The sequence below is a fragment of the Streptomyces sp. NPDC006739 genome (assembly GCF_042869815.1).
GTDB lineage: Bacteria > Actinomycetota > Actinomycetes > Streptomycetales > Streptomycetaceae > Streptomyces.
Window position 1 is genome coordinate 38,780 of the sequence record NZ_JBIAGM010000014.1, and the last position, 16,636, is coordinate 55,415.

At 68.9% G+C, this 16,636-nt stretch carries 19 protein-coding genes and 1 tRNA gene; 10 read left to right on the top strand and 10 right to left on the bottom strand.

The window, feature by feature from the left end; genetic code table 11:
• Nucleotides 1–1,428, top strand: coding sequence for an amino acid permease (locus tag ACFYMM_RS26305; protein WP_388390617.1), 1,428 nt, complete (start codon nucleotides 1–3; stop codon nucleotides 1,426–1,428).
• Nucleotides 1,429–1,656: 228 nt separating this feature from the next.
• Here ACFYMM_RS26305 and ACFYMM_RS26310 read toward each other — a convergent pair whose 3' ends face one another.
• The 3 genes from ACFYMM_RS26310 to ACFYMM_RS26320 all read right to left on the bottom strand — a co-directional run bounded on the left by ACFYMM_RS26310 (nucleotide 1,657) and on the right by ACFYMM_RS26320 (nucleotide 3,718).
• A complete protein-coding gene (locus tag ACFYMM_RS26310; RefSeq protein ID WP_388390619.1) occupies nucleotides 1,657–2,892 on the bottom strand; it encodes a WD40 repeat domain-containing protein in 1,236 nt (411 codons plus the stop codon).
• The gene (locus ACFYMM_RS26315; RefSeq protein WP_388390621.1) at nucleotides 2,892–3,401 is read right to left on the bottom strand and encodes a hypothetical protein; all 510 of its coding nucleotides are present in this window, start codon (nucleotides 3,399–3,401) and stop codon (nucleotides 2,892–2,894) included. Before ACFYMM_RS26315 ends, ACFYMM_RS26310 begins: the two co-directional genes overlap by 1 nt.
• A gap of 122 nt (nucleotides 3,402–3,523) precedes the next feature.
• Nucleotides 3,524–3,718: a hypothetical protein gene (locus tag ACFYMM_RS26320; protein WP_388390622.1), complete on the bottom strand. Its 195-nt coding sequence runs from the start codon at nucleotides 3,716–3,718 to the stop codon at nucleotides 3,524–3,526.
• Nucleotides 3,719–3,757: 39 nt separating this feature from the next.
• On the opposite strand from ACFYMM_RS26320, the gene ACFYMM_RS26325 reads away from it, so the two are divergent.
• The 3 genes from ACFYMM_RS26325 to ACFYMM_RS26335 all read left to right on the top strand — a co-directional run bounded on the left by ACFYMM_RS26325 (nucleotide 3,758) and on the right by ACFYMM_RS26335 (nucleotide 5,955).
• A complete protein-coding gene (locus ACFYMM_RS26325; RefSeq protein WP_388390623.1) occupies nucleotides 3,758–4,354 on the top strand; it encodes a nucleotidyltransferase family protein in 597 nt (198 codons plus the stop codon).
• Between the two features lie 228 nt (nucleotides 4,355–4,582).
• On the top strand, nucleotides 4,583–5,197 hold the full coding sequence (locus tag ACFYMM_RS26330) for a DUF1326 domain-containing protein (protein ID WP_388390625.1): 615 nt from the start codon (nucleotides 4,583–4,585) through the stop codon (nucleotides 5,195–5,197).
• A complete protein-coding gene (locus ACFYMM_RS26335) occupies nucleotides 5,194–5,955 on the top strand; it encodes a DUF2182 domain-containing protein (RefSeq protein ID WP_388390626.1) in 762 nt (253 codons plus the stop codon). The genes ACFYMM_RS26330 and ACFYMM_RS26335 overlap by 4 nt, the downstream gene beginning before the upstream one ends.
• A gap of 386 nt (nucleotides 5,956–6,341) precedes the next feature.
• Here ACFYMM_RS26335 and ACFYMM_RS26340 read toward each other — a convergent pair whose 3' ends face one another.
• Nucleotides 6,342–7,079: a flavodoxin family protein gene (locus ACFYMM_RS26340; RefSeq protein ID WP_388390628.1), complete on the bottom strand. Its 738-nt coding sequence runs from the start codon at nucleotides 7,077–7,079 to the stop codon at nucleotides 6,342–6,344.
• A gap of 477 nt (nucleotides 7,080–7,556) precedes the next feature.
• On the opposite strand from ACFYMM_RS26340, the gene ACFYMM_RS26345 reads away from it, so the two are divergent.
• A tRNA-Pro gene (locus ACFYMM_RS26345) sits at nucleotides 7,557–7,649 on the top strand.
• A gap of 90 nt (nucleotides 7,650–7,739) precedes the next feature.
• Here the strand turns inward: ACFYMM_RS26345 and ACFYMM_RS26350 are convergent.
• A complete protein-coding gene (locus tag ACFYMM_RS26350) occupies nucleotides 7,740–8,615 on the bottom strand; it encodes a helix-turn-helix transcriptional regulator (RefSeq protein ID WP_388390630.1) in 876 nt (291 codons plus the stop codon).
• 138 nt (nucleotides 8,616–8,753) lie between these two features.
• Between ACFYMM_RS26350 and ACFYMM_RS26355 the strand changes: the two genes are divergently transcribed.
• Both ACFYMM_RS26355 and ACFYMM_RS26360 read left to right on the top strand, forming a co-directional pair.
• Entirely contained in the window at nucleotides 8,754–9,533 is a 780-nt protein-coding gene (locus tag ACFYMM_RS26355; protein WP_388390632.1) for an NAD(P)H-dependent oxidoreductase, read from the top strand.
• A gap of 143 nt (nucleotides 9,534–9,676) precedes the next feature.
• Nucleotides 9,677–10,072, top strand: a complete 396-nt coding sequence (locus tag ACFYMM_RS26360; RefSeq protein WP_388390634.1) for a VOC family protein — start codon at nucleotides 9,677–9,679, stop codon at nucleotides 10,070–10,072.
• Between the two features lie 281 nt (nucleotides 10,073–10,353).
• Here ACFYMM_RS26360 and ACFYMM_RS26365 read toward each other — a convergent pair whose 3' ends face one another.
• Nucleotides 10,354–10,734 (bottom strand): 4-oxalocrotonate tautomerase family protein, encoded by a 381-nt coding sequence (locus ACFYMM_RS26365; RefSeq protein ID WP_388390636.1) that lies wholly within the window; start codon nucleotides 10,732–10,734, stop codon nucleotides 10,354–10,356.
• 64 nt (nucleotides 10,735–10,798) lie between these two features.
• Here ACFYMM_RS26365 and ACFYMM_RS26370 point away from each other — a divergent pair, with 64 nt between their 5' ends.
• A complete protein-coding gene (locus ACFYMM_RS26370) occupies nucleotides 10,799–11,287 on the top strand; it encodes a MarR family winged helix-turn-helix transcriptional regulator (RefSeq protein WP_388390638.1) in 489 nt (162 codons plus the stop codon).
• Here ACFYMM_RS26370 and ACFYMM_RS26375 read toward each other — a convergent pair.
• From ACFYMM_RS26375 to ACFYMM_RS26390, 4 genes are all read right to left on the bottom strand, one after another.
• Nucleotides 11,214–11,708: a hypothetical protein gene (locus ACFYMM_RS26375; RefSeq protein ID WP_388390990.1), complete on the bottom strand. Its 495-nt coding sequence runs from the start codon at nucleotides 11,706–11,708 to the stop codon at nucleotides 11,214–11,216. The two genes, ACFYMM_RS26370 and ACFYMM_RS26375, sit on opposite strands and share 74 nt — an antisense overlap.
• Nucleotides 11,675–11,884: a hypothetical protein gene (locus ACFYMM_RS26380; RefSeq protein WP_388390640.1), complete on the bottom strand. Its 210-nt coding sequence runs from the start codon at nucleotides 11,882–11,884 to the stop codon at nucleotides 11,675–11,677. Before ACFYMM_RS26380 ends, ACFYMM_RS26375 begins: the two co-directional genes overlap by 34 nt.
• A gap of 38 nt (nucleotides 11,885–11,922) precedes the next feature.
• Nucleotides 11,923–12,648 carry a peptidylprolyl isomerase gene (locus tag ACFYMM_RS26385; RefSeq protein WP_388390642.1) on the bottom strand — a complete coding sequence of 242 codons (726 nt, stop codon included), beginning with the start codon at nucleotides 12,646–12,648 and terminating at the stop codon, nucleotides 11,923–11,925.
• 683 nt (nucleotides 12,649–13,331) lie between these two features.
• Nucleotides 13,332–13,745: a DUF4345 domain-containing protein gene (locus tag ACFYMM_RS26390; RefSeq protein ID WP_388390644.1), complete on the bottom strand. Its 414-nt coding sequence runs from the start codon at nucleotides 13,743–13,745 to the stop codon at nucleotides 13,332–13,334.
• A gap of 90 nt (nucleotides 13,746–13,835) precedes the next feature.
• Here ACFYMM_RS26390 and ACFYMM_RS26395 point away from each other — a divergent pair, with 90 nt between their 5' ends.
• Together ACFYMM_RS26395 and ACFYMM_RS26400 are read left to right on the top strand one after the other, a co-directional pair.
• Nucleotides 13,836–14,465 carry a TetR/AcrR family transcriptional regulator gene (locus ACFYMM_RS26395; protein ID WP_388390646.1) on the top strand — a complete coding sequence of 210 codons (630 nt, stop codon included), beginning with the start codon at nucleotides 13,836–13,838 and terminating at the stop codon, nucleotides 14,463–14,465.
• A gap of 611 nt (nucleotides 14,466–15,076) precedes the next feature.
• Nucleotides 15,077–16,054 (top strand): hypothetical protein, encoded by a 978-nt coding sequence (locus tag ACFYMM_RS26400; protein WP_388390648.1) that lies wholly within the window; start codon nucleotides 15,077–15,079, stop codon nucleotides 16,052–16,054.
• The last annotated feature ends 582 nt before the right edge of the window (nucleotides 16,055–16,636 follow it).

Below are 16,636 nucleotides of genomic sequence, written 5' to 3' on the forward strand. Positions count from 1 at the left end.
ATGACCTCAACGCTCACCCAGAGTCCGCCCTCCGAGCCCGGCCTGAAGCCGGGACTCAAGAACCGGCACCTGTCGATGATCGCCATCGGCGGTGTCATCGGTGCCGGCCTGTTCGTCGGCTCCGGCTCCGGCATCGCCGCCGCCGGCCCCGGCATCCTCGTCTCCTACGCGATGGTCGGCGTCCTCGTCGTCCTCGTGATGCGCATGCTGGGCGAGATGGCCGCGGCCAACCCGACGTCCGGTTCCTTCTCCGCGTACGCCGACCGGGCGCTGGGACGCTGGGCCGGCTTCACCATCGGCTGGTTGTACTGGTTCTTCTGGGTCGTGGTGCTCGCCGTCGAGGCGACCGCCGGAGCCAAGATCCTCGCGGGCTGGGTGCCGGCCGTCCCGCAGTGGGGCTGGGCGCTGATCGTCATGGTCGTCCTGACCGCCTCCAACCTCGCCTCGGTCAGCTCCTACGGCGAGTTCGAGTTCTGGTTCGCGGGCATCAAGGTCGTCGCCATCGCCGCGTTCATCGTGCTGGGCGGTCTCGCGATCTTCGGTCTGCTGCCCGGCTCGGACCACCCGGCGTCCGGCTTCTCCTACCTCACCGCCCACGGCGGATTCCTGCCGCACGGACCGGGCGCGATCCTCACCGGCGTCCTGATGGTGGTCTTCTCGTTCATGGGCAGCGAGATCGTCACGCTCGCGGCCGGTGAGTCCCAGGACCCGCGGGGCGCGGTCACCAAGGCCACCAACAGCGTGATCTGGCGGATCGCGGTGTTCTATCTGGGCTCGATCCTGATCGTGGTGTCGCTGCTGCGCTGGGACGACCCGGCGATCCTCAAGGACGGCTCGTACGTCGCCGCGCTCAGCTCCATCGGCATCCCGCACGCCGCCCAGATCATGAACGCGATCGTGCTGACCTCGGTGCTGTCCTGCCTCAACTCCGGTCTGTACACCGCCTCGCGCATGGCGTTCTCACTCGGCGGCCGCAGCGACGCCCCGGCATCCTTCGCCCGCACCACGCAGCGCGGCGTACCGCGTACGGCGATCCTCGCCTCGGTGGTCTTCGGCTTCGTCGCGGTCGCCTTCAACTACCTGTGGCCGGACACCGTCTTCCAGTTCCTGCTCAACTCCTCCGGTGCGATCGCCCTGTTCGTCTGGCTGGTGATCTGCTTCTCGCAACTGCGGATGCGCAAGATCATCCAGCGGGAGTCGCCCGAGAAGCTCGTCGTGCGGATGTGGCTCTACCCCTACCTCACCTGGGCCACGATCGCCCTGATCACCTTCGTGCTGGGCTACATGCTCACCGACACGGCCAAGGGCGGCGGACGCGATCAGGTGGTCCTGTCCACCCTGGTGGCACTGGGCGTGGTGGCCTTCGCACTGGTTCGCCAACGGGTGAGCCGCAGGCGGGACGAGTTGGTCACGACGTCGACGTCCTAGTCCTAGGAACCACCTCCGCGTCGGCCCCGGGAGCGGTATCGCCGCTCCCGGGGCCGACGCCGTGTCTCCGACGCCTCACCGGCCACCCTCGCGCGCACCGCCAAACCGCGCTGGCGCATCGAGCACGCCTACCGCGAGATGAAGCAGGCCCGGCCTTCTTCGAAGGCTGTACCTGCGGAGGCCGGCACCGCCACGTCACCGTCGTCTCCGTCAACTGACCAAGCAATGCTAGGAGCCGGCGACGTTCCAGGCATGGAGGACGCCACCATGGTCGATGCCTTGGAGGAGCCGGCCGGTGTGGTCGAACGTCAATGCCGTGACGTCCTCCTCTCCGACGGAGGTGATCTCGCTGTACAGGGTGCCGCTGGCGACGAGAATCGCGCCGTCTTCGTAGGCGATGGCCAGTGCGTGGTTGTCGGGACCGAAGGCCATCGTCACGACGCCGTCGTGCCCACGGATCTGGGGGGTCTGGATCCTGGCGGGCCTGTGGACCTTGGTGATGTCGTAGAGCTGGACGTCCCCCTCGTATCCGGCGACCGCGAGAACACCGCTGTCAGGCCCCAGGGCCAGGCCGGTGATGTCATGGTCGGCTTCGGTGGTGAAACTCGACACCTGGACGGGATCGCGGGGCTCGGTGAGACTCCACAGACGCACGGTCCCGTGGTAGTCGGCGGTCGCGAGCATCCTGCCCGTGACAGCCGACGCGGTGAGACCGGGCAGGGCGAGGAATTTGACGGCTCGCCCTGTGCGGACGTCCCACAGCGCGGCCGTGTCCCGCTCGTACGTGACGGTGAGTGCCGTCCCGTCGGAGGTGAACGCCAAGGAGCCGACGTGGCCGTGGCCCTCGCTCGTGAGGACTCCCCGCGAAGAAGGCTTGTCGGGCGTGGTGAGATCCCACAGCCGGACGGTCCCGCCGGCGTCACCGGCCGCCAGGATCCTGCTGTCGGGGCTGATGGAGAGCGTCCGTACAAGTCCCGGATCTTTGATGGTCGCCAGGGTGTCGCCGGTCGTGGTCGAGCGCAGCCGGATCGAGGAGGGGCTGGTGGTGGAGGCGATGACCTTGCCGTCCGGGCTGAGCGCCAGCGCGGCAAGGGAGCCTTCCACTCCTTCGATGGATTCAGGGGCGTTCACGGTGAGGAGGGCCACCACGGCCCCTGCACAAGTGATCAAGGCGGTCAGCAGGGCAACGACGCCTCGGCGACCGCCGCGCATGCCCGCGGCCTGGGCGTCCTGCAAGGGCCGCTGCGCGCCGACGACCGTGGCCTCGTCGTTGTCGGTGCCCGCCTCGGCCTGGGGTGCCGGGTACGCCGGAGAGAGCGGTGCGGCAGTGGTCGCCTGCCGGGTGCGGCGGGCACGGTAGTACCCCTCGGCGGGGCTGCGAGGTGCCCCGGGTCGGGGTTCGAAGGCAGGAGCGCGGCGGGAGAGCAGGGCGATGACGCGGCCTGTCCGGGTTCCTGTGTCCATCACTCGACCCCTCCTTCAGGCTGCGGCTGGTGCAGGCGGGGCGGAGTCGGCGAGGCGGCATCCGTGCCCGGAATGCCAGAGCTCGTCCCCTCGTGCTCCGCGTCGCCGCTGGTGTTCTGCGGAGGCGGCGTGCCGGACCGGAGGGCGCGCACCGGCTCCTCCCACGTCTCCTGGAGGTGGGACGGCTCCACGCGGCCGGCAGCCGGGGGTTCGGTCAGGGGGATCTGAGCCGTGGCCTTCTGGAGGGTGGCCATGCCGCCGGCGCCCAGGCCGACAGCTACCCAGGGGCTGATGCCGTGCGGGTCGGTGAGGCCCATGGCACTTGCCACGAGCCCTCCGACCGCCGCGTTGATGAGCACCATGACGATGTACTCGGTACGCCACAGCGGCTCTTTGGTCTCGCGGTCACGCCAGGGAAAACAGTGGTCCTGGCGAACCGCCTTGGCGATGTCCAGCCCGTCCATGGCAAGCGCGCCACACATGCCCCACAGCAGGTTCAGCCACACCATGGAGTGAGCGTAGGGGCTGGTGATTCGCCGTTGGTGGGATTCGGTCGTGCTCGTAGCAGGCTGCCGTCCAGACCTGTGCAGGTGCTGGTCCAGTCCCGACGAAGGCGTGGGCCATCAGGTGATCACCGGTGCCCGAGGTGGGAGCGATGTGCGAAGGAGAGCACCGCCTCGCCGCGCAGCTGATAGCCCGTCTGGCCGGCAAGCGTGATCACCGACGTCACCACCATCAAGGCCCCGTCCACGACGCCAAGGCCCTTGCGGGGCCGCGACGCCTGAATTTCCCCGCCTCCCTGGCTGGGAAGCCTGCTTTCGGCCACACGCCTTGTCACAGTCGCTGATCATGATAGGGAGTACGGATGCTTGGTCGACTCCCGCTCGTTGAACAGCTCGATGGCTTGCGCACCGCACTCTCCCAGAACAAGGTCCTGACCGAGGTGATGAACAGGGCAGCGACGTTGGAGCTGCCCGGCTGGTATGTGACGGCGGGATGCCTGTTCCAAACGGTCTGGAACGTGGTCACCGGCAGGCCCCCGACCAGCGGCATCAAGGACTACGACGTCTTCTACTTCGACGGCACGGACCTGTCCTGGGAGGCGGAGGACGCCGTGATCAAGGCGGGGCAGGAGGTGTTCGCCGGGCTGCCGGCCGAGGTGGAGATCCGCAACGAGGCGCGCGTGCATCTCTGGTACGAGCAGAAATTCGGCGTGCCCTGTTCGCCGTACGAGTCCACCGAGTCAGCGATCGACTCGTTCGCCGCGACGACGTGCTGCCTGGGGGTGCGGCTGGAGCCCGGTGGAGGGTGGCGCGTCTATGCGCCCCACGGGCTGTCCGACGTCTTCAACCTCGTGATTCGGCCCAACCCGGTGCTTGCCCCGCGGGGAGTCTATGAGGCCAAGGCAGCGCGCTGGAAGGACGAGTGGCCGGAACTCACCGTGCTGCCGTGGCCGAGCTGACGCCCGATGCGCATGGCCGTAGGGCGAATCCCTGTCCCACGGGCAAGTCGCCCTTGAGGCGGCCCGTAATGGCCGCGAGATCCATGCGGGCCGCCGGCCGCGATCTGCGCGACGGGGGCGGTCGGGAATAGCCTGGGAACAGCCTGGAAAAGGGCGGCATCGGGACGGCACGGGCCCGCCCCGATGCATTCCCTTCGCGGAGAGGACGCGAAACAGGGAGGTGGAGCCATGCCCTGGAATCTGAACGGCACGTACCTGGAGAGCTGCAACTGCGACGCGGTGTGTCCCTGCACCACCTCGGGCCTCACCGCTCCGGCCGACCACGAGCGCTGCCAGGTGACCTTCGCCTTCCACGTGGACCGTGGGGACGTGGACGGCGTGGATGTCTCCGACCGCAGCGTCGCCCTCTTCATCGACGGGCCCCGGGTGATGGCCGAGGGCGGCTGGCAGGTGGCGCTGTATGTCGATGCTTCGGCCGACGACGGCCAGGCGGAGGCGCTGGGCAGGGTGTTCTCCGGACAGGCCGGCGGGCCGATTGCGGCGCTCACGCCGCTCATCGGCGAGGTCCTTGGTGTGGAGCGTGTACCCATCGACTACCGCGACGACGGCCGCCGCCATGCCGCGCGGGTGGGCGACACCATCGACATCGAGGTCGAGGACCAGGTAGCTCCCCAGTTCGGCGAGGACGGTCCCGTGATGCGCCTGAGCGGCATGTTCCACCCGGTGAACACCACTCTGACGATCGCCCGGTCGACCCGGGCGACGGGCGTCGGCGTGTACGGCCGGTCCTGGGACTTCACCGGCGGCAACGCCCACTCGGCACCCTTCACCTGGTCCGCGTGAGAGTCAGTCCGCATACCGTCCACTACCGGGCGGCCCCCGCCGGGCTGCTGCTCGTCGCGGCCGCAGCCGCTTGGCTCTGGGTGGTGACGCGCTGGGCCGGCCTGCAGGGCATGCCGGGCACCATGGGTCTGGGCCTGCCCGCTTTCCTGGCGGCATGGACGCTGATGATGGCCGCGATGATGTTGCCCGCTACAGCGCCCGTCGCCGCGCTGTACGCACGCACCATCACCGTGTACCGGGCGCCGCGCATGGTCGTTTTCACGCTCGCCTACCTGCTCGTGTGGGTCTTGGCGGGGCTGCCGGCGTACGCGCTCGCCGTCGGTCTGGGCCGAGCGGCGGTCTTGCCCGGTGTGGCCGGAACCGCAGTGGCCGCGGTCGTGTTCGCAGCCAGCGGCATCTACCAGCTCACGCCACTCAAAGACCGCTGCCTGGCGAGGTGCCGCTCACCGCTCGGCGTCATGCTGCGTTACGCCTCGTACCCGGGGCCCTCGCGCGATCTGCGTGCCGGAGCCCACCACGGAGCCTTCTGCCTGGGTTGTTGCTGGTCGCTGATGGCGCTGCTCGCGGCCTTCGGTCTGATGAACCTGTGGGCCATGGTGGTCCTGGCCGCCGTGATCACCGCGGAGAAACTCGTTCCGGGCGGCCGCATGGTGGCCCGTGGCGTGGGGGTCGTCTCGATCGCCCTGGCCGTCGCCGTCTTCTGGGTCCCGGCGCTGGCCCCGGGCCTCACCGGTGGCGGCATGGCCGGCGCGATGTGAGGACGGGACATGCCCGACGATCCCGGCGACGGTGCGGGGCACCGCTCGGAAGCGTCCCAGCGTGGCTGCGCCGGTCCGTGCCGGCAGAGGTGACGTGACGGTCGCAGTGGTGATCCTCGTCCTCACGACCGTTGTGGGGGCCGCCGGACCGGTCGGGCCGCGCAGGACACGCCGCTTCCGCGGACAGGGTGTCCGGGCAGCCAACGTCTCGCCGGCCCTGATGCCGTTCGACACCGGCGAGAACATCGTCGCCGGACGCGGCAAGATCCAGGTCAGGCCCTCCCCCGGCAGAACGGCCGGACCGGCCGGAACGGCGTCGAGGGCCGGTCCGCGGCCTCGACAACAGCCCCCTAAATGAGTCGACGATCCGGCCATGACCGCGCTCGCTAACGGTGCTCGGGGTTCTCGTAGTCGCGGCGGCAGCCGGCGTCCCAGGCCGTGCGCTGGTTGCCGTAGGCGGGAACGCCTCCAAGGTCCTTCAGCGCACGGGCCAGGTGCAGCAGGTTCCAGGTCATGAAGGTGGTGTTGCGGTTCGTGAAGTCGTTCTCCGGGCCGCCGGAACCGGGGTCCAGGTACGAGGGCCCGGGTCCCGCCTCGCCGATCCAGCCCGCGTCCGCCTGCGGAGGGATCGTGTACCCCAGATGCTGCAGGCTGTAGAGCACGTTCATGGCGCAGTGCTTGACGCCGTCCTCGTTGCCGGTGATCAGACAGCCGCCGACGCGGCCGTAATAGGCGTACTGGCCCGCCTCGTTGAGCAGGCTGGAGCAGGCATAGAGACGTTCGATCACTCGCTTCATCACGGAACTGTTGTCGCCCAGCCAGATCGGGCCTGCCAGCACCAGGATGTCGGCGGCCATGACCTTCTGGTACAGCTCCGGCCACGCATCCGTCTCCCAGCCGTGCTCCCGCATGTCGGGCCACACACCGGTGGCGATGTCGTGGTCCACCGCTCGCACCACATCGACGCTCACTCCTTGCGCGTCCAGGATGGCGGTGCTGCGGTCGATCAGCCCGTGGGTGTTGCTCGTCTCCGGTGAGCGCTTGAGGGTGCAGTTGATCAACAGCGCACGCAGGTCGTCGTACCGGGCCGGTGGTGCGTCGGTGGCAGGCGACGAAGCGGTCACACGATCCTCCTGAAACCCCGGCCGTCGCATGATGCGCGGCGAGTGGTCCTTCTCAGGGCTCCAGCCTGTGGGGCGGCCGCACCGAGCGCCACCGCGGCTCCTCCGAACGGCCCCGTCGTCCTCAGGGCACCGGACCCGCAGCGCCTTGGACGGGCGCCATGGACGTCGGTCACGAAGGACCGGTGGCCTGGATGCCCGTGCCGTCCTTGGTCTCTTTCACGGCGAGCGTGCTGGAGCGTTGTTCGACGTTGAACTGACTGTGCTCGGGCCGCCGGCCAGGGGACGGGCGCGAGTCCCGGAGCCGGTCCGCACGCAAGCGGACGAGCCCGGTTCGCCCTGGACCGATCGATTTACCGCTGCTTCCCGCCGCGCCGACGGTCCAGGCCGAGCCAGTGTCAGCGGCTCGTCAGACGCCTGTCAGTACCAGTTGGCACAGTTGTTCACGTGAACGGCACCCACCACGGAGGCCGGACACGAGGAGAGGTGCCCGGAGTGGTTTATCGGGGACCAGAGCACAGCTCATGGCCGGGCCCCTTGGGACCCACGCAGGTTCGAATCCTGCCCTCTCCGCCCACATCTTTGGCCAACGGTATGCCTTATGCCCAGAGATCGTCGGTGTCGGCGTTCTGGAGATCCGAGGTCGCAACCAGGCCTTGGTGATCATTCGACCCGGCCGGGGCGTCGAGCAGTCGGTAGGCCATGAGCGTGCGCTGTGGGATGCGCGTCAGGGTTGTCCGCGCCCAGCCCCCCGAGCAAGCGCAGACCATCCTCGGCGGGGCTGCCGGGGGCCGCGGACAGCACCAGTAGCTCCAGCCCTGATTCGTTGGGTAGCGCGAAGTTCTCCTGGTGCAGTTCCAGTGGTCCGACCAGCGGGTGCCGGTAGGCCTTGCGCCCATGGGTGCGGGCGCGCACGTCCGCGCGGGCCCAGAGGCGGCGGAAGCGCTCGCTGCCCATCGCCAGCTCGCCGATGAGTGAGGCCAGGCGGGGGTCCTCGGGGTATTTGCCGGCGGCCAGGCGTAGGTGCCCGACCACGTCGAGGGTGCATGTCTCCCAGTCCGCGTACAGGCCTCGCTCGGCCTCCTCCAGGAAGATGTGCCGGGCGGTGTTCAGGCCCGGCATCGGCCTGCCGTAGAGGAGCCCGGCGAGGCGGTTACCGGCGAGCACGTCCAGGCGGTGATTCATGATCAGCGCGGGTGCGTCGGTGACCAGGTCGAGGACGCGCGACAGCTCCGGCCGTACCCGGCCGCCCGGCGCCTTCGCGCGGCGGCGGCGCTGCCGGGCGAGCCGGTAGAGGTGCCCGCGTTCGGTCTCGTCGAGGCCGAGGACGCGGGCGAGGGCGTCGAGGACCTGCTCGGAGGGCTGGGTCGCGCGGCCCTGCTCCAGGCGTATGTAGTAGTCGACGCTGACTCCGGACAGGTGTGCGACCTCTTCTCGGCGCAGCCCTTCCACCCGGCGGCGGCTGTCGGTGGGGATGCCGACGGCCGCCGGGTCGACCCGGGAACGCCGGGTCCGCAGGAAGCCCGCGAGATCGTCCATGTCTTCAGTATGACTGCGGCAGTGCCTGTGAAGGTGGTCCTGCTGTTACCAGGAAGTCCCGTCCTACGGAAGTGGAGCCCCTGAACGCCGGGCGCCGTGGCGTCCAGGATCGAAGGCATCCGATCCGAAGGAGTTCGCATGAAGACGCTGATCGTCTACGCCCACCCGGAGCCGAAGTCGCTCAACGGCTCGCTGAAGGACCTCGCGGTGTCCGTGCTGGGAGGCGCCGGGCACGAGGTGCGGGTGAGCGACCTGTACGCGATGAACTGGAAGGCGGTCGTGGACGCCGCGGACTACGGCCCCGACGCCTCACGTCCGTTGAAGGTCGCCCGGGACTCGGGCCGGGCCTTCGACGCCGGATCGCTCACCCCGGACGTCCTGGCCGAGCAGGAGAAGTTGCTGTGGGCCGACACGATCATCTTCCAGTTCCCGCTGTGGTGGTACACGATGCCCGCGATCCTCAAAGGCTGGGTGGACCGGGTGTTCACCTACCGCTTTGCGTACGGCGTGGGTGAACACAGCGACACCAGGTACGGCGAGCGCTTCGGCGAGGGCACTCTCGCCGGGAGGAAGGCCCTGCTGTCGGTGACCGTCGGCGGCCCGGAGGCGCATTACGCCGCTCGCGGGATCAACGGACCCATCGACGATCTGCTGTTCCCGATCCACCACGGCATCCTCTACTACCCGGGCATCGAGGTGCTGCCGCCGTTCGTGCTGTACGGCAGCGACCGGATGACCGGCGAGGACTACTCGGACGCCGCCAAGGCCTGGGAGCAGCGCCTGCTCACCCTGGAGTCGACCGAGCCGATCCCGTTCCGGCGGCAGAACTTCGGTGACTACGAGATCCCCTCGCTGCACCTGAAGGAGGGGCTGGAGCCTGCGGGCCGCACGGGTTTCCGGCTGCACGTGCGCGGCTGACCGCCGACGAAGGCCAGGAGGAGCCGGGGCGCGAACCCGGGGAGCAGTCCCAGGCCATGGCAGCGGCGGCGATCGTGGCGATTCCGGACCGGAGGGGGGCGACCCCATAGGCTGAGCCCCCATCCGCACTGTCTGGGGGAGCAATGACCAGTAGGTTCACCGAGTTGGTCGTCGACTGCCACGATCCGGAGCGGCTCGCGGCCTTCTGGTGCGCGGTCCTGGGCTTCAAGGTGATCGACCGGAGTGAGGACAAGGTCGAGATCGGTTCCTGGGAGCCGACCGTCGAGGAGGTCCGGGCCCGCCAGATGCCGCCCACCCTGCTCTTCATCCGGGTGCCCGAGGGCAAGGCCGTGAAGAACCGGCTCCACCTGGACGTCAGCCCGGTCGACGGCAGTACCGACGACGAGGTGGCCAGGCTGCTCGGCCTTGGCGCCGTCAAGGTGGACGTGGGCCAGGAACCTGGCCAGAGCTGGGTGGTCATGGCCGACCCCGAGGGCAACGAGTTCGACGTCCTGCGCACTCTGGCACCGTCCAACTAGAGGACTACCCCGACGGGTTAGTGGTCGCAGGCGGTCAGTGAGCGCAGGACGGGCGGTCCGCCGTGGTCGTTGTGCCAGATGGCGGCGGTCAGTGTGAGATCGCACGCCCGGCCGGCGTTCATGAGCAGACGACATTGGGCAGCTGCATGGCCGAACTGGACCCGCCCTCCTCCGCCACCGCATCCGGCTCCCGTGACCGCCACAGGGCGTTCCACCGATTACGGGACAGAGCCGAAGACCGTACAGGTCCGAGCCGAACGGCAAGCAGTCGTCCGAGCGCCTCACACGGCGGGGGCGCCGCCGGCGAAGGTGCGTTCTGTCGGGGACGCCACGAGCTCGACCATGGTTCCGGTGCGGAGGTCATCGCCGACGACGCGCGTGATCGCGTCGGTGAGCGCGGTGCCGAGGCGCGCGGTGATCTGGGCGGCGTCGGGGCGGTCGAAGACGCCGGCGCGGAGGCCCAGGATCACCGAGGCGCTTGTGTCCACGGCCTTGCCGCCCCGCGCGAAACGGCCTGCGGGGACTCCAGCCAGGCGGATGCTGACGAGGTCGCGAGCCCATTCGCCATAGACGTCGACAATCGCGTCCGTCAGTGCGGCGACGAGCACAGGTTCCTTACCTGCCAGCCTGCTCTCTGGAAGGTGGACGGTCAGATGCGGCACAGTGGACCTCATTCCCTTTGAATACAAAGGCTTTGTTCTTAAAGGTATCTGCAGGAGGTCGCTGATGTCCACGGAATCGGACGGTCCAGCCGTCGACGAGGCCGTCCGCACTCTGCTGTTGCTCATGCCACGGCTCGTCGGCCGCGCCAAGCGCCTGCCGATCCCTGCGGCGCTGCAGGGCCTGGACCTGGCACCGCGACATCTCGCGCTGCTGGCCCACCTGGAGTACGACGGTCCCACCAGCGTCAACGACCTGGCCGCCCGGCTGGAGGTGGCCCCGACGACCGTCAGCCTCATGGTCAGCGAGCTGTCACGGCTGGGCGTCCTGCAGCGCACTGCCGACCCCGCCGACCGCCGCCGCCGCATCATCGCCATTACCCCCGCCTACGCCGCACCGATCGGCGAATGGCTTTCCGGCAGCGCCTCCGCCTGGGAACGCGTCATGCGCGGCCTCGCCCCTGCGGAACGCGCCACGGTCATCACCGCCCTGCACACCTACGAAGCCGCCTTGGAGCAGGCAGGCGACCCGCATCGGAACACGCAGTCACGTTAGGGACTTGGCGGAGCCGGCATGGCGCTGCCCGCTGCCACAGCCGCTCTCGCCCAGTTTCAGCACCATCACGGGCGTCGTCAGCGCGGGAGGCCGACCGCTCGGGAGATGACGGTGCCGAAGGCACGGTCGGGCAGGATCCGACGCAGGGCGATGAGCGGGTGGGCACCGAAGCCCTTGGCGTAGCGGGTCTCGGGGCGGCGGGCGGTGTCGGCCTTACCGCAGGCGTCGGCGACGACGGAGGGCGGGGAGTGGCGCTTGGCGTTGGCCGCGGAGCGCAGGGAGGATGCGACGGCACCGGCGCCGCTGCGGCGCGGCTGTTCGCCCGGGAGGGCTTGTCGTGGACCGGCAACAGCCGCCAGCCCTTCCGGGCCAGGAACTTCCCAACGGTCACCCACCCGACACCGGGCTGACGTTCGAGCAGTTGCCAGGCCCGGTCCGCCTGCGCGTCGTCGACGAGGACCGATACATCGGCTCAGCCATGTCGATGTCCCTGGGAATGGCCTGCACCAGACCGGATTGCCCCACGCGGCGGCCCTGCAGAATGTCCAGCGCAACAGGCGCCGGAACGGTGACCGACAAGGTCTGCACTGCGACCATGCGCGTAGCCGGACCCACGGTCACCGCACCTCAACTCATCAGGGCCGGCATGACGGCCGGACGCTGAGCAGCTCGGTTCGCAGCGCGGGCGTGCCGTCGACAGGCGCGGGATCCTGCGTAGTCGGCTCGATACCGCCGGCAGCGATCTTGTCGAGCGTCTTCAGGCCGGCGGCACCGACAGTGCCGAACACCGTGTAGTTCGGTCGCAGTGCGGAGTCGCCGTAGACGACGAAGAACTGCGAACCGTTCGTGTTGGGACCGGCATTGGCCATCGCCAGCAGACCGCGCCCGTAAAGGCGACGGACGCCGGTCGGATCGCTCGGGGCCGGCGGCAGGTCCACCGGCAGCTCATCCTTGTACGCGTACCCGGGACCACCATCGCCGGTGCCGGTCGGATCACCACACTGCAGGACCTTCAGCGTCGGATACGCCGTCAGCCGATGGCACACCGTACGGTCGTAGAACCGGTGCCGCGCCAGGTGCACGAAGCTCTGGACCGTGCACGGCGCCTCCCCTCGGTCCAGACGCAGTGGGAGGGGGCCCTGGCTGGTCGGGACAGCCATATCGATCGTGCCGTGGCTGGGGGTGTGCCGCGGGTCGGGCGGCATGGGAACCGGTCGCGCCGCCGGCTCGTCCGGGGTCTGGGTGTACTGGCAAGGACCGTGCGTGGTCCGCGGCGGGGCATCGGAAGCGGACGCGGTGGTGCTACCCCCGGACACGACCAACGCCGCTGCCGCCAATGCGGTCATGAGAACTCGGTTCATCCTGCACACCCTCCAAAAGATCGTCAGATTTCGGAGCCGTCGCAGTCTAAGGCGCGACCCGACGGGCGAGAACCCGCCCGCAAGCCACATCCGCCTCCCAGGTTTCGGCCCACGGCCGCGGGCCGCTTCGTTCGGGTGCGGCACGAAGTCGGCTGGCCGGTCGGGGAGTCCACCCGCTGCATGCCGGATGCTCCCCGAACCCGGTCGAGCGAGCTTCCCGGTCCACGCAGAGGCCACCACCGAACACTGCCCTGCGCATGAGGTGATCTCACCGGGGTGCCGCTGCCGTCGTCTCCGGTCTCTCCGGTCTCTCCGGTCTCTCCGGTCTCTCCGGGGGGAAGCGTCGCTGGTCGGCCAGCGTTCCGGCAGACCGAGAGCAAGGGTCGGTCGTGCGGGCGACCGCCAGCCTGTCCGGGCCGCGATGGTGCGGGACGTCGCACGCACTCCCGGTTGGGCGTCTCGTGACCGAACGCCCGCTGGTGGGACGGTCGTTGGTGAACGGGCTCCGCCTTCGCCGCTTCTTCTGCGAGCGGGCCTCGTGCCGTCGGCGACGCTCGTCGAGCAGGCCAGGACTTGAGCGAGCGGTGCCGCCGCCACAGAGAAGGACTGCGGCGATGGAGGCAAGCTGTCGCGACGTCCCTGGACTGCCGTACCGGTGAGCGGCTCGTCGCCTCGAGGCGCTTTCACAGCCCTGCGGGCGCGGTCCCCACATCGCTGCGCAGTGCGTGCTCTTCCGCGTCGGCCAACCAGAAGAAGATCGGGGGCAGGCCGAGTTCGATCACCGCCAGCACGACCTGAAACCCCTGCGGCCAGCCGTGGACGGCGAGCGAGAGCAACCGGCCCATGCCGCCCAGCAGGAAAACGCCGGCCAACCACCGGACCGCCCGAGCCGGAATCGGCCGCTGCTGCGCGGCCCACAGCCACGCCAGCCCGTAGCCGACGAAGCTGGCCCCCATGAACCGGCCCCAGCTGTCGACCGTCGTGCCGGCAGAACCGGCTCCGGGGATCGCCGCGTTGCCGAGGACCACGTGGTACAGGCCGATCACCACGCTGGACCAGCCCATCAACTGTGTGAGTGTGCGCAGAGTCCTTGCCACGATCCCTCCGGGCTGTCTCGGCGGAGCTTACTTGACGCGTGTCTACTAGACTGGATGCGTTAGTAGACACATGTCAAGTAGTCTTCGTTCGTGCCTCCCCGCCAACGACTCAGCCCCACCGACCGCCGCGCCCAGCTCCTCACCGTCGGAGCGCGCCTCTTCGCCGCACGCCCGTACGACGAAGTCCTGATGGAGGAGGTCGCCGAAGAGGCCGGTGTCTCTCGCGCCCTGCTCTACCGTCACTTCTCCAGCAAGCACGCCCTCTTCGCGGCCGTTTACCAGCAGGCTGCGGACCAGTTGCTCGCCGAGACCCGGCTTGACCCCACCGACTCCTTGGTGGAGCAGCTCATCCAGGGCATGGAGGTCCATCTCGACTATTTCACGAAGAACCGCAACGCCGTCCTCGCCGCGAATCGTGTTCTCGCGGGCGATCCCGTGATCCAGACGATCATGACGAACGAGCTGGACGCACTCCGTACGCGACTGATGGCCGTACTACCACTCGCGGACGAGAGTGTCCGTGAGGCCGTGTCCGGCGTCCTGAAGAGCTGGCTGGCCTTCGTCCAGATCCTCTGTGTCGACTGGCTCACCCACGAGACCTGCACCCGCACCCAGTTGCGTGACGTCTGCATCGGCGCGCTACTCGGCGCTCTGCGGCCTCTGCTCGCCGAGGATCCCGTTCCGGACTGGCCGCCACAGCGGCCCAACGCAGGCGCATGAGGTCCGCCGTACGACGAGGGCGGGATGCCCGGCGCGGTCCCGGTCGGGCTCGGACGTCTGAGCGGGGACACCGACGCTGTCGGCGGGGAACAACGTGGCGTTCGGCAGAAGCCGCGGTATGCCATCTGGCCCTTGGCTGCCCGGTCGGCGATGTCGGCGAACTCGTGACGGATCGAGGGCAGCCGCAGCAGCCGGCAGGTGGTGTCTATGGCCGTGGTGTCGATGGCCGTGGTGTCGGCCCGCTCTCGCCCCGGAGCACCCTTTCCCCGCCGGCCCGAAGGACCGCTACTCGGCCCTCGTGTGGACCGCGAGGTCGGCGAGCGGACCGGGCATCGACCCGACCGGCTCCGGCATCGGGAGGTCGGCCACCGGCAGCGCCCGGTGGGTGATGCGGGTTCCGGTGGCTCGGGGAGAAGGGGCCTCACGGAAGAACGCGTTGTGGGGTACGTCGTCGTTCCGGGGAGCGTCTGCTCGCCGGAAGCCAACGACCGGACAACCTGGCCAGGGTCGTTGGGGGTTTTCAACGCCGTAGAGATCTCCTGCTTCGCCCTCGCGCAGAAGGACCACTTGGAGAATGGGTAGTGACCGGGCCGCAGAAGAGGATCTGACCGATGGAACGCATGACCAACTCACATTTGCCCGATACGGAGCGAGCACTGATCGTCCTCGACACCGACCAGCTCGAACTGGCCGGCTTCCCTGACGGGAGTGTGTTCAGGACGCTGCACACGACGGCCAATCTGTACGGGCACACCCTCGCGGTGCCGCAGGTGGTGGCGATGGAGCACCTGACACAACACCGCCTCGGCGTCCAGCAGTTGCCAGGGCGTTCGCCGGAAGCGGCTACGCAGCGCCGATGTGAAGCTCTGCACGCGCTCCTCACGGTCCTGCCGACGCCCGAAGGCGCCGCGGAGGAGGCCCTGGACCGAGTGGCCGGCCGCCGTCTCCCCGCCGGAACCATGTCGGTCGACGGGGACGAAGGCAAGGTCGAAGACCATGCCATCCGGGACACCATTGCCTGGCTGACCCTGCTCGACGCCTTCAACTCCCGGAATCAGATGCTCTGGTTCCTCTCCGGTGACCAGCACTTCGCTGCACGCTCCGCGTTTCACCCCGATCTGCGTACCGAAGCAGCACAACGTCTGGGCGCGGAAAGATCACTTTTCCTGTGCCTGATGAAGAACGGTATTCCCGCGCTGTTGAAGCGATGGGGTACCCAAGTAACGCTCGACACCGCAGAATTGAGCCTTCTGGCGCGGTCGGATTCGGTTACTCAGCAGGTGCGGAGCGTGATCACCGAGCCTGTGCGCCCCTTCGCCCCGGACTTCCCGGTGCCCAGCACGAGCCTCCTGGCCTTTGACGGCCGGCTCGGAAGGCCTCTGGCCTACCAGGTTGACGACAGGCTGTGGGTGCCCAGCCGAATCCGCTATCGGGTCTACGGGGAGGAACACACACGGTTCGGCTCCTCGTTCATCATGACGCGGGTGCTACTGGAGGTCAGCGGCGAGCCCAAGCTCGTGCGGGGCGTGACGGTTCTGGACGTCAGCACCGTCGAACCGCCCACTGCGCGAGGGCGGTATGAGACCTGATCCTCGATTCTTCGTCTCGTCCGGGGTGAGCGAGCAGGTCGTAGTGGTGCCGGACGGCTGTAGCCGGGACCGAGCGGACAATCACTGCTCGCTCCCGACCCCCCGCAGCGGCGCGTCATGTCGCTGACGACGTCGACGATCGGGTCATAGCCACTTTTATGGCCCTCGGGATGCTTGTCCGGGGTGCTTCGCTTGTGACGTTTGGCGTCGCTGACGCCTTCGGTCCCTCGATGCGCGGCGACAGCTGCCGTGTGATCCGGCGGAACAGGTCCTCCAGCGGCTCCCCCGACGTCCCGACCGAACTCGGTCAGCCCGGTAACTGACTTGGGGCGGCATCGCCTGGTCGACCACATCGCGCGCGAGGCAGTCCGTGCGAACCGTCGCGACGCCGGCCAGCACATGGTCGTACGTCGACATCGCCCATCGGCCCCTTGTAGCCGCAGGAGACGGCGTTCAGCCGCTTCTCCTTGCCCATCACAGAGGCGGGCTGCCACATGTCCCTCCTAGGCCCTCCATCCCCGTGCTCGCGGCGGTAGTGACAGCTGTCCGCGGCCGGCTGCTGCTGCAGGGTGAAGCGACGTG

Bases quoted from the DNA above. Each gene is read 5' to 3' on its own strand.
- ACFYMM_RS26305 (WP_388390617.1), top strand. From the start codon at position 1: ATGACCTCAACGCTCACCCAGAGTCCGCCCTCCGAGCCCGGCCTGAAG.
- ACFYMM_RS26310 (WP_388390619.1), bottom strand. From the start codon at position 2,892: ATGGACACAGGAACCCGGACAGGCCGCGTCATCGCCCTGCTCTCCCGC.
- ACFYMM_RS26315 (WP_388390621.1), bottom strand. From the start codon at position 3,401: ATGGTGTGGCTGAACCTGCTGTGGGGCATGTGTGGCGCGCTTGCCATG.
- ACFYMM_RS26325 (WP_388390623.1), top strand. From the start codon at position 3,758: ATGCTTGGTCGACTCCCGCTCGTTGAACAGCTCGATGGCTTGCGCACC.
- ACFYMM_RS26330 (WP_388390625.1), top strand. From the start codon at position 4,583: ATGCCCTGGAATCTGAACGGCACGTACCTGGAGAGCTGCAACTGCGAC.
- ACFYMM_RS26350 (WP_388390630.1), bottom strand. From the start codon at position 8,615: ATGGACGATCTCGCGGGCTTCCTGCGGACCCGGCGTTCCCGGGTCGAC.
- ACFYMM_RS26355 (WP_388390632.1), top strand. From the start codon at position 8,754: ATGAAGACGCTGATCGTCTACGCCCACCCGGAGCCGAAGTCGCTCAAC.
- ACFYMM_RS26360 (WP_388390634.1), top strand. From the start codon at position 9,677: ATGACCAGTAGGTTCACCGAGTTGGTCGTCGACTGCCACGATCCGGAG.
- ACFYMM_RS26370 (WP_388390638.1), top strand. From the start codon at position 10,799: ATGTCCACGGAATCGGACGGTCCAGCCGTCGACGAGGCCGTCCGCACT.
- ACFYMM_RS26380 (WP_388390640.1), bottom strand. From the start codon at position 11,884: ATGGTCGCAGTGCAGACCTTGTCGGTCACCGTTCCGGCGCCTGTTGCG.
- ACFYMM_RS26385 (WP_388390642.1), bottom strand. From the start codon at position 12,648: ATGAACCGAGTTCTCATGACCGCATTGGCGGCAGCGGCGTTGGTCGTG.
- ACFYMM_RS26400 (WP_388390648.1), top strand. From the start codon at position 15,077: ATGGAACGCATGACCAACTCACATTTGCCCGATACGGAGCGAGCACTG.